Source organism: Marispirochaeta aestuarii, from assembly GCF_002087085.1.
Lineage (GTDB): Bacteria > Spirochaetota > Spirochaetia > JC444 > Marispirochaetaceae > Marispirochaeta > Marispirochaeta aestuarii.
In genome coordinates this window covers 37,302-48,217 of the sequence record NZ_MWQY01000027.1, presented here as the reverse complement: position 1 = coordinate 48,217, position 10,916 = coordinate 37,302, and the positions used below count along the sequence as shown (strand labels likewise).

The following is a 10,916-nucleotide window of genomic DNA, read 5'->3' as shown; positions in this document are numbered from 1 at the left end:
TTTTGTTTCGTGAAAGAAAAATAAACCTTGACAAAGGTCACATCATATCAGTTTTAGGAGGTGCACGCAATTCAGGTCCCGGTCACCTTAATCTCTCCGGATTCAGGGTCCAGGTAAAAGCTTCCCCGGGGAATGGCGGTCTCCACCCGGTACAGCACCTGGCAGATCTCAATGGTGACCCCGGGATATATCGTATCCCTTACGGTAACACGGGCGTCGGGACGGGGGTTCAGTTCCCGCAGAAGAGCTGCGGCGGAATCCCGCAGCTCTTCAAGTTCCCGGCGCAGTTGCAGCAGGGTCTCAGCATCTGCTTCCGAAGGTCTTTTTCCAAGCTGACGCTGAAGATCATCTTCTCTACTTTTAAGCTCCCCGTAGAGTTTCAGCTTTCGAAAGTCGGAACCGCAGCGTACCAGGGTTTTCCTGCCGGCGGGATGGCCGAGCTGCCAGGTCTCTATGCCCTCCACAGCCTGCACGGTGGAATTGAAGATGCGCCCCTTTTCTCCGCACTGGAGAAAGCCCAGGGTGGAGATTCTGCTCTGCAGGATTACCCCATCCAGCCGTATCGAACCGCGGCATTCCAGCTCCAGGTTTTCGATAAACCGGGCCTGCACAGCACCCCCGACCTTGAGTATTCCTGGTTCCCTACCAATAATCCCCCCCTCTACGCTGAGATCTCCCTTTACCTTGACCTCTGTCGCGTCCAGGGGGACCGCCGAGTGGAGATCACCTCCGCAGCTGAGGCTGAACCCGTCGCAGATCTCACCCCTAAGGATTACATCCCCGGGATAGCGGATATTACCGCTGTGAAAATCGACTCCCCCGAGCTCAAGCACCTCGCTTACAGAGAAGCGCAGCCTCTGGAGCACAAAGCGTCCGGAGATTGCGGCGCGGATATAATCGCCTTCGCGAAAGGTGTTCTCTCCGGGTTCAAAGGGAATACGTTTTTTTATCCCCGGTTCAAGAATCCTCCCCGTCACAGTAATCCCCGGCGTTCCCGGACCAGGGGGCAGATACCTCCCCAGGGCTTCACCTTTCCGGACAACCACAAAGGGGCGGGCTTCCCGAAAGTCGACCCGACCGCCCTTCTCTTTTCCGTAGAGTCTGAGATCAAAAAGTTTCTGGGACAGTTTGAGATAGGCGGGGTCGGCGTCCTCCGCCGGGGTTCCCCGGGCCAGCACACAGGAGACAGCTTTTCCTGCAGGATCCGTTTTGTCCGGCAGCTGTTTCAGTGTTTCCTGCAGAATGCCCGCAACGACGCCGGCGGCTTCAAGCTCCCCCTGGATATCTTCCACTCCCAGAGGCCGCCCTTCACCCAGAGCGGGATACAGGGTTCCCAGGGCCTCCATCTCGTCCTCACGAAGAGTAATCATTATACGGGCATCCCGGTTTCGCTCACCCATAGTATCCATATCGGCTGTATATGCAAAAAATGTCAGTTTTTCAGGAATTTAGCCCTTTCTGCTTGCAAGAATTCTATTTTTATGCAATTTTATACGCCTATACGGAATAAATATACAGCGAGATATATGGAATGAAACTGCGGGATGACAGACTTCGATTAATCATGCGAATTATCAAAGAGAATCGCATATCCAGCCAGGAGGGCCTCCTTGGGGAACTGGAAAAACAGGGAATCAGTGTTACCCAGGCCACCCTTTCCAGGGATCTGAAACTCCTCAAGGTGGGAAAGGTCTCCGACGGCTGGAACGGCTACTATTATACACTTCCTGAATCAGACGTACCTCCGGATATCCAGCGCACCTACATCCAGGACCTGCAGAGGGGATTTCTGTCCCTGGACTTCTCCGGCAAAATCGGAGTCATCAAAACCCTCCAGGGCCACGCGGACAGCGTAGCCTTCGCCATCGACAGGTTCAACCTGGACTGTATTCTCGGAACAATCGCCGGGGACGACACGATCTTTCTCGTATTGAAAGAAGAGAACAGCCCCGAAGACCTTATAAACCTTTTAAGCAGTTTTATGCCTGACCTCGAACTGTAAAGGAAGCACAGACTATGAAAGCAGCTATACTCGGGTCAACCGGATATACCGGAATGTTACTCGCCAGACTTCTCGCCGGTCACCCCGGAGTGGAAAAAATCCTGCCCGTATCCTCATCGAAGGCCGGAACAGCGATTCAGGCCGGGGACAACGGTTTTGCGGAGACCGACAAGCTCGTCAGTTCCGAATACCTCAGCCTGGAAGAGATGAGCGCTCATAAACCGGATGTGGTCTTTGCAGGGCTTCCCCACTTGGCTTCGGCCAGGGTATGCGCCCCCTTTATCGGGAAAAGCCTGGTCATCGATCTTTCCGCGGATTTCCGCCTTACGGACAGACAGCTCTTCGCCTCCGCCTACGGTGCGCCGGCTCCCGAGGCAGCGGTACCCCCGGTCTACGGTCTCTGCGAGATCTACGAAGATGAAATAAGGAAGGCGGACCTCATCGCCAATCCCGGCTGCTATCCCACGGCAACCCTGCTCCCTCTGCTGCCTGTTCTGAAAGGGAATCTCGCCGAAGGGCCGGTTATCGTAAACGCAATCTCCGGAATATCCGGGGCGGGAAAAAAGAGCCAGGAGAATTACCTCTTCTGCGAACGGAGCGAGAATGCCGGGGCCTACAGTCCGGGAAGGAGTCATCGCCACTGGGCGGAGATGACCGACCAGCTCAGGGTGAACAGACTTGGCGGAGAGCTCTATTTTACCCCCCATCTGGCCCCTTTGCGCCGGGGAATGGCGGTAACGACAACCCTGACCATAAAACCGGGGCTAACGGAGGACGCAATCCGGAAGGCTTACGATGAGGCCTATGCAGGGAAGCCCTTTATCCGGCTCCTGGAAGGCAGGCTGCCCCAGACCCGGGAGGTATGGGGTTCGAACCGCTGCGATATAGCCTTTCGGCTTCAGGAGGACCGGCTTTACCTTTTCTCCTGTATCGACAACCTGGTAAAGGGCGCTTCCGGCCAGGCGGTACAGAACATGAACATCCGCCTGGGCTTTGATGCTGCAGCGGGCCTTGCCCTGTCGGGAATGGTGTAGCCATGGCGGAGATCTGTATTATCAAGATCGGCGGACGCCCCCTGGCGGACCCGGAAAGCCTGAAGGTACTCTGCGGAGAGCTGGAGAAGATAAGCCGGCAGACCCCGGTGGCGGTGATTCACGGAGGAGGCAGCGAGGTAAGCCGGATATCCCGGATCTTCGGCCTGGAACCGGTATTTGTCGACGGACTGCGAAGTACCAGCGAAGAAGAGATGGCCGTTGTCGAGATGGTCCTGGCGGGCAGAATGAATACCCTGCTCGTCCGCTCCCTTGCAGTCCGGGGAATGCGGGCCGTGGGACTCTCCGGCTGTGATGCCGGGATGCTCATTGCGGAAGCTGCCGCGCCCCGGAGCCGTACCGGCAGGATCGTCAGTACCGACGGAACGCTGATTACAGACCTGATACAGGGGGGATACATGCCGGTCTGTTCATCCGTGGCCATGGACAGCAGCGGCGAGGCCCTGAATATCAACGCCGACGAGGCTGCCCTGGAGATCGCCGCCGGCGTCAGTGCCGCCCGGCTGGTTTACCTCTCCGATGTTCCGGGAATCCTTCTGGATAAGCAGGTCGTTCCGGTTCTCGGACCTGAAGAAGCGGAGAAAAAGATCACCTCAGGGGAGATCGCAGGCGGTATGATCCCCAAGGTACGCTCCTCCTTCCGGGGTCTCTCCCGGGGGATAGGGGAGATAATAATCGGAGGCTGCGACAAAGAGGGAGACCTGCAGTCGCTCCTGCAGGGTTCAGGAACCCACCTGCGTCTGCACTAGTTCATTAAAAGGTCCAAGGAGAGAAAACCATGTACAAACAGGATTACCAGAAAAACAAGACCTTCAGGCTTGTTCACAATCCGCCCTTTGCAAATAACTATGCCCGCACCCTGCTTCTGCTTGATCACGGCGAGGGCTGCTGGCTTTTTGATGCCGACGGCAGGCGTTACCTGGATTTCGGGTCAGGAATTGCCGTCAATGCCCTCGGACACGGCAGGGAAGATCTGGCGGAGATTGCTGCGGAACAGATGAAGAAGATCATTCACGTATCCAATCTCTACACCACCGAAGCGGCAATCCAGTGTGCGGGACGTCTGATGCATCTGGGCAATTTCGATGCCGTCTACTTCGGAAATTCCGGCACCGAGGCGGTGGAGGCGGCACTGAAGTTCGCGCGCCTGTACGCCCTGCGTACCAGAGGCGAAGGACACCACCGGATCGCCAGTTTCTCCGGCGCTTTTCATGGAAGAACCATGGGGGCCCTTTCGGCAACTCCTACTCCTGCCTACCAGGACCCCTTCCGTCCCCTGGTCCCCGGCTTTCAGGCACTGCCCTATAACGATATAGAGGCTCTGGAGAGAACCCTGGATGACAGCTTTGCCGCGGTTATCGTGGAACCCCTCCAGGGAGAGGGCGGATTACGCTCTGTAAGCCCCGGGTTCGCGGAAGCACTGAACCGGATCTGCCGGGAAAAAGACATTGTTCTGATCGCCGATGAGGTCCAGACCGGCCTGGGACGGACCGGGGAGATCCTGGCCTCCAGCTGGGCGGGACTGAATCCCGACCTGGTCACACTGGCGAAGCCCCTGGCGGGAGGACTCCCCCTGTCGGCTGTTCTGGTACCGGAAAGAATCAACAGGCAGATCAAGGTGGGAGAACACGCATCCACCTTTGGCGGAGGACCGGTAACAACCGCCGTTGCGGGGGCCGTACTGGATATTATCTGCGACGCCGCCTTTATCAGACGGGTCCGGGAAGCAGGAGAATATCTGCATGAACGGCTCCAGGATATCTGCGACAGAGTCCCCCTGGCCAGAGAGGTCCGCGGACGCGGCCTCCTCGCCGGTATTGCCGTCGGATATCCGGAAAAGGATGCAAAGTCGCGGATGGGGAATCTCATTGAAAAGATGCAGGAGAGGGGACTCCTGGCTCTGCGGTCCGGGACAAACATCCTGCGGATCGCCCCCCCGCTGATTATCGAGAATGAACAAATCGACGAAGGCTGTGAGATTATCGCCTCCGTTTTGGCAGAAGAAACCGAGTAAGGACTCAAGGAGACAAAGATGAAACAACACAAGAGAGAAATCAAGAAAATCGTACTCGCCTATTCCGGCGGACTGGACACTTCCATCATCATCCCCTGGCTCAAGGAAAACTACGACGGTGCCGAGATCGTCGGAATCTGTACCAATGTAGGTCAGGATGAGGACTGGGACGGAATGGAAAAGAAGGCCCTGGCCTCGGGGGCTTCCAAGCTTTACATTCGTGACATACGGGAGGAATTTGCCAGGGATTTCCTGTTCCGCATAGTACGGGCCGGGGCCCGCTATGAGGGAAAATATCTGCTTGGTACCTCCATCGCCAGGCCCCTGCAGGCCAAGTGCCAGGTAGAGGTCGCCCTTCAGGAGAATGCCAACGCGGTGGCCCACGGCTGTACCGGAAAAGGCAACGACCAGGTCCGCTTTGAACTGACCTACAAAGCCCTGGCTCCCCAGCTCGAGGTTATCGCCCCCTGGAGAGTCTGGGACATCAGCAGCCGGGAAGACGCCATCGAATACGCCCAGGAGCGGGGTATTCCCCTGGGAAATATCAGCAAAAAAAACATCTACTCCCGGGACTGGAACATATGGCACATGAGCCACGAGGGCGGAGACCTGGAAGATCCCTGGAACAGACCGAAGAACGAGATGTTCCAGTTGACCAAATCGCCCCAGGAAGCACCGGATAAAGAGACAGAGATCACCATCGACTTTGAGAAGGGATTCCCCGTGGGAATAGACGGCAAACGCCTGGGCGCGGTGGAGCTTCTTTCCCGATTGAACAAGCTGGGAGCGGAAAACGGCATCGGAAGGGCGGACATGGTGGAAACCAGGGTCGTCGGCATGAAGAGCCGCGGAGTCTACGAAACTCCGGCGGGAGAAATCCTCCTTACGGCACTGGCGGAACTGGAGATGATGACCATGGACTTCAACACTCTGAGCTTTAAACGCAAAATGAGCCAGCAGTACGCCGACATAGTCTACGCCGGCAAGTGGTACACCACCTTCCGTGAGTCCATGGACGCCTTCATGGACAAGGCATACCAGTACGTAACCGGTTCGGTACGCCTGGTTCTCTACAAGGGCAACGTAATCATCGCCGGCAGAAAATCCCCCTATTCCCTCTATCTTGAGGATCTGGCATCCTTCGGGGAGTCCTCCTATGACCACACCGACGCCACGGGATTCATCAATCTCTACGGACTTGCCACCGGTGTTGAGGCTATGGTACATAAGAGAATAGATGCCGAGGAGGGACAGGCCCCGGAGATGAAACACGTGGCCGCCACCTTCCACGACAAATAAAACGGGCGGCTCTAAAAACGCGGTATTTTACGCAGTTTTTAGAGGCGTCCATAGATAAGGAGCCCCCGGTGAAATATCTTAATCTGGACAGAACCGACGCATATGGGAAGTTGAAGGAAGAATACTCCTCCGGAAAAGAGCGACTTTCCCTGCCGGATCTTCTTTCCGCGGAAAGAATCAGGAGCTGCAGCATAGCCGCCGGGGGCGGACTTACCTACAATTATGCCGCCAAAGAGGTCAACGAAAAGGTCCTCCGGCTCCTGAGCGACCTGGCCGCCGAGACAGAATGTATAGAAAAATATCGTGCTCTTGCCGGCGGCGAGAGGATGAACACCGGCGAGGACCGCCGGGTACTGCACCATCTGACCCGGGGAGAGCTTGCGGGCCCTGTTACGGAAAAAGACCGTGATCTCGGAGCATTTTACCGGGAGCAGCAGAAACGGATAGCCGATTTCAGCCGCAGGCTGCGGGCGGGAGAGATCACCGGATCGACGGGCAAGAGTTTCTCCACGGTTGTCCAGATCGGAATCGGCGGCTCAGACCTTGGTCCCCGGGCTTTGTATCTGGCCCTGAAAAACTGGTGCCGCACTGAGCTCAAGTCCCCCCTGCTGGAGGCACGCTTTATCTCAAATGTGGACCCCGACGACGCGGAAGAAGTCCTGAGCAGCCTCGATTTTGAACGCACACTGTTTATCCTGGTCTCCAAGAGCGGTACTACCCAGGAGACCCTCACCAATCGCGCTCTGGTTGCCGGAATGATGCGTTCGGCGGGAATCCCGGGGCTGGATCCGGAACGGCACTTTGTGGCTGTTACCTCCGAGACCAGCCCCCTTGCCGGTGCTCCGGGCTTTCTGGACTCCTTTTTTATCGATGACTATATCGGCGGCCGTTACTCCTCAACCAGCGCCGTTGGAGGCGTGGTACTGAGCCTTGCCTTCGGGCCGGAGATCTTTGAGCGTCTGCTTGCAGGGGCCCACCAGGCAGATAAAGCTGCCATGGAAGGGGATGTACGGCGCAATGCGGCCCTTATGGATGCCCTTATCGGGGTGTGGGAACGCAACATCTGCGGATATCCCGTCTCGGCCATCCTGCCCTACAGCCAGGGGCTGCACCGTTTTCCCGCCCATCTTCAACAGCTGGATATGGAATCCAACGGCAAACAGGTAAACCGGGAGGGCAGCGCTGTGGCGTACTCCACGGGTCCGGTAATCTTCGGTGAACCCGGAACCAACGGACAGCACTCCTTCTACCAGCTTCTGCATCAGGGTACGGACATCGTTCCCCTGCAGTTTATCGGCTTCGTCAAGTCCCAGACCGGCTATGACACCGAATACGAGAACTCGACGAGTCAGCAGAAGCTCAAAGCCAACCTGACAGCCCAGATTGTAGCCTTCGCCGCGGGGAAGAAAAACAGCAACCTGAACAAAAATTTTCCCGGAGGCCGTCCTTCGAGCCTGATATACGGGGAACAGCTCAACCCGGAAGCCCTGGGGGCTCTGCTGGCGCATTTCGAGAACAAGGTCATGTTCCAGGGCTTTATCTGGAACATCAACTCCTTTGACCAGGAAGGAGTACAGCTGGGAAAGATCCTCACCAGTCAGGTGCTGGGGGCAGCGGAAAAACGGGGAGATCTCCTGGACACCTACGCCCGGCTTCTTAAGCTGTAAAACCGGGCTTCGCGGCTGCCGATAATACTGATGTATGAGGGCAGCCGCAAGAATTTCCATATTCCTGGTACTTCTGTTTCCGATACTCCCGTCTTTTCATGCCGCCTGGTCCGCCGAGCCCGGGGAAGAGGAACTTTCTCTGGCCGTAGTACTGGAATCGGTATCCCTGAAAGGCATTCCCTACCTCTGGGGAGGGGCCAACCTGAAAGGGATGGACTGTTCGGGTTTCGTCTATATGATCTATTCCGACAGGGTTCCGGACCTTCCCCGAAGATCAATCGACCAGTACCGTTTCGGCAGCGCAGTTACAACGGGAGAGGAGCTGCCCGGGGACCTGGTCTTTTTTAACACCGAAGGATGGACCGCAAGCCACGTAGGTATTTACCTGGGGGACAGACGCTTTATCCATGCCGCCTCGGGGGAAAACAGACAGGGAATCATAATCTCATCCCTTGATTCCCCCTATTACAGGGACCGCTACCTTGGGGCGCGACGACTTCCGCCGGCCGGATGACAGGGCCGGTAAAAAAAGCGACCCCCCGGTAAAAGGAGTAAAACCCGGGGGGCCAAAGGAGGTCAATGAAAAAGAAAACTCTCTCAATATTTCTAACCCCAAACCGGTTCAGAAGTTACATTTTTTTGGAAATATTTTATTTCTTTACAACAGGTCGAGTCGGTTCGGCATGCAGTAGGCCGGGCGCCCTTCGAATTCCCCCGTGCATTCAAAAACTGAAGCTATTCTGGAACTGATTTCGCCGTGGAGATTCCCGGAAATTGAGACCCCTCCGGCGGAGGTGTTCTGCTTTTCAAGATGACTGGCGTAATTTATAACCTCGGAAACGATATTACCGGTCTGATTGCTGAACTTGAGCTTTCCCGTATCCAGTCCGATTCTGAGGGCGATAGACTCTTTCAGGGAAGATTCCATCTGCAGGTGGAAAATCGGCAGGGATCGCTGAATTTCCAGTGCACAGAGCACTCCCCTGTCCTGGTGGCCTCTGAAGGTAAAAGCGACGATTCCCCCGTCGCCGGCGAAGTTCCAGATACGTCCGTCGTAGCGGTAGATCCGGTTTTCGAGAAATCTCCGCAGGTGAAAATAGACCTTTTCCATGACCCGGTTGCCGTATTTTGAGACAAGGGCGGAATTACCGGCCACATCGAGACTCATGACGGTAATGGAGTAGCGTTTTCCTTCGTTCAGAGACCCCCAGCCGGGCTGCAGGTCCAGCTCCTTGCGGGCTTTGACGAGCCTACGTTTACGAAAATCATAGACCGTTCCCGTGTGGGCCAGGTTGTTGAGAAACTCCTCGAGACCTTCGATTCTGACCTGACGCCCGAGGATAGTCTGATCATCCAGGCTCACAATAAGCTCAATAAGCTTTTCCACCCGATCCTTTTCGATACACTCGTCAACCAGGGCTGCTGCGCATTTGCGGGGGGACAGGGTAAAGTGGGTCTCCGTACCTGTAAGCAGGTGACTGTTGTATTTTTTGAACAGAAGCCGCCCGATTTCATCAATCTCATCGGGACGAAAATTCTGCGCCAGGAGTTCGATTTTTCGGTTCTTCAGAGCAGGTTCCAGCATGTCGTCCTCTCACCAGATGTACATATAAAAAGAGTACGGCCTTGTGCCGCAGGGACTTTTTTTGCTGCTACCGTTTATTGTCGGCCAGTATACACCATCAGCCCCTCGGGGAGAAGAGCTTTTTGTTTTTCTGATTAGAATGATTATATTCTACCTGCTATGGAAAGAAAAGAAGCTTCGGAAGAAAAATGGCGGGAAACCCTGAGTCCCCTGGAATATCATGTACTGAGAGAAAAGGGAACGGAACGGGCCTTCAGCGGAAAGCTCTACACCGAAAAGCGCAGGGGCAGATACTACTGCCGCGCCTGCGGGCAGGAACTCTTCAGTTCCGAGGCCAAATACGAATCAGGCTCCGGCTGGCCAAGTTACTTTCAACCCGTCAGCACCGATGCTGTGGATGAACACCGTGACACCTCCCACGGTATGCTGCGCACGGAGGTGATCTGTTCGAACTGCAAAAGCCATCTGGGTCATGTTTTCTCCGACGGACCCGAGCCGACGGGTCTTCGCTACTGCATCAACTCGGTGTCTCTGCGTTTTAATCCGGAAGAGGCCGGGTAGAGCGGGTCATCATGTAGCGCACCTCCCCCTCTTTGGTGAGAGGAATAATGACGTCCCGGTAGAGTGCGGTTACCGCCTCGGGATCGAGAACCCTGCGCAGAGAAAAATCGCTGATCTCCTGAAGACGCTGTGACTTGGTCCGGACCCTGTCAAGAATACGAGCCTCCACCTCAGGGCGGGTCAGTTGAGCTCCGATATCTTCCGTTTTTCCTTCCCGAATGAGGAGATCGTAGGATTCCGGGTTCATCCTGTATTTGCTTTCCGCAACATAGAAAGAGGCAAAATGTACCCGTCTGGCCAGGGCCTGGATGCAGATTACATCCCGCTCAATGCTGGAACCGTACTGGCCGTCGTCTCCTTCCGTACAGATCCGCGGAAGCAGCTGCAGATAGGCGCCGGCAATCTCCCCGCTCAGATTGACCAGGTCATAGTCGACGATATTGAGTCCCCGGGGACTGACCTGAAGCTTACGCTCTGATGGCGGAAGCTCCCTGTTTACCGGACGCTCTTCCGGGGTAAGAAAGCGGCCGAACCTGGCATCCATCTCCTCCTGGGCCTTCAGCCGCATAGAAAAGAGGCTCTCAGCGTTCTTTCCGTTAAACCCGCTCTTCCCCGGAAGGTAGCAGGAAGGGTTCAGCATGAACTGGATGCGCTCTATCAGGACAAAGATAATCGTCTCCTCCAGGGCCTCGAGCCTGGAGGCGATGTAATCGAGCTCTAGCATATCCATACCTGT

Annotated in this window: 11 protein-coding genes; 8 read left to right on the top strand and 3 right to left on the bottom strand. The window is 55.9% G+C overall.

What is annotated here, in order from left to right:
- Positions 1 to 71: 71 nt before the first annotated feature.
- Complete coding sequence (locus tag B4O97_RS17590; protein ID WP_158084381.1) at positions 72 to 1,400, bottom strand: DUF342 domain-containing protein; 1,329 nt, start codon at positions 1,398 to 1,400, stop codon at positions 72 to 74.
- 131 nt (positions 1,401 to 1,531) lie between these two features.
- Between B4O97_RS17590 and B4O97_RS17585 the strand changes: the two genes are divergently transcribed.
- The 7 genes from B4O97_RS17585 (at position 1,532) to B4O97_RS17555 (ending at position 8,548) form a co-directional block, all read left to right on the top strand.
- Positions 1,532 to 2,002 carry an arginine repressor gene (locus B4O97_RS17585; protein WP_083052821.1) on the top strand — a complete coding sequence of 157 codons (471 nt, stop codon included), beginning with the start codon at positions 1,532 to 1,534 and terminating at the stop codon, positions 2,000 to 2,002.
- 14 nt (positions 2,003 to 2,016) lie between these two features.
- Positions 2,017 to 3,036, top strand: coding sequence for an N-acetyl-gamma-glutamyl-phosphate reductase (gene argC / locus B4O97_RS17580; protein WP_083052820.1), 1,020 nt, complete (start codon positions 2,017 to 2,019; stop codon positions 3,034 to 3,036).
- A 2-nt stretch (positions 3,037 to 3,038) separates the two neighbouring features.
- Positions 3,039 to 3,803, top strand: a complete 765-nt coding sequence (gene argB, locus B4O97_RS17575) for an acetylglutamate kinase (protein ID WP_083052819.1) — start codon at positions 3,039 to 3,041, stop codon at positions 3,801 to 3,803.
- Between the two features lie 29 nt (positions 3,804 to 3,832).
- Positions 3,833 to 5,068: an aspartate aminotransferase family protein gene (locus B4O97_RS17570; protein WP_083052818.1), complete on the top strand. Its 1,236-nt coding sequence runs from the start codon at positions 3,833 to 3,835 to the stop codon at positions 5,066 to 5,068.
- Between the two features lie 18 nt (positions 5,069 to 5,086).
- Entirely contained in the window at positions 5,087 to 6,367 is a 1,281-nt protein-coding gene (locus tag B4O97_RS17565) for an argininosuccinate synthase (protein WP_083052817.1), read from the top strand.
- Positions 6,368 to 6,435: 68 nt separating this feature from the next.
- The gene (locus B4O97_RS17560) at positions 6,436 to 8,034 is read left to right on the top strand and encodes a glucose-6-phosphate isomerase (RefSeq protein ID WP_083052816.1); all 1,599 of its coding nucleotides are present in this window, start codon (positions 6,436 to 6,438) and stop codon (positions 8,032 to 8,034) included.
- A 34-nt stretch (positions 8,035 to 8,068) separates the two neighbouring features.
- Positions 8,069 to 8,548, top strand: a complete 480-nt coding sequence (locus B4O97_RS17555; RefSeq protein ID WP_083052815.1) for a C40 family peptidase — start codon at positions 8,069 to 8,071, stop codon at positions 8,546 to 8,548.
- A 144-nt stretch (positions 8,549 to 8,692) separates the two neighbouring features.
- On the opposite strand, the gene B4O97_RS17550 is transcribed toward B4O97_RS17555, so the two are convergent.
- Positions 8,693 to 9,619, bottom strand: coding sequence for an adenylate/guanylate cyclase domain-containing protein (locus B4O97_RS17550; protein ID WP_083052814.1), 927 nt, complete (start codon positions 9,617 to 9,619; stop codon positions 8,693 to 8,695).
- A gap of 159 nt (positions 9,620 to 9,778) precedes the next feature.
- On the opposite strand from B4O97_RS17550, the gene msrB reads away from it, so the two are divergent.
- Positions 9,779 to 10,180, top strand: a complete 402-nt coding sequence (msrB, locus tag B4O97_RS17545) for a peptide-methionine (R)-S-oxide reductase MsrB (protein ID WP_083052813.1) — start codon at positions 9,779 to 9,781, stop codon at positions 10,178 to 10,180.
- On the opposite strand, the gene B4O97_RS17540 is transcribed toward msrB, so the two are convergent.
- The gene (locus tag B4O97_RS17540) at positions 10,158 to 10,910 is read right to left on the bottom strand and encodes a chorismate mutase (RefSeq protein WP_083052812.1); all 753 of its coding nucleotides are present in this window, start codon (positions 10,908 to 10,910) and stop codon (positions 10,158 to 10,160) included. The genes msrB and B4O97_RS17540 overlap by 23 nt on opposite strands.
- Positions 10,911 to 10,916 lie beyond the last annotated feature (6 nt).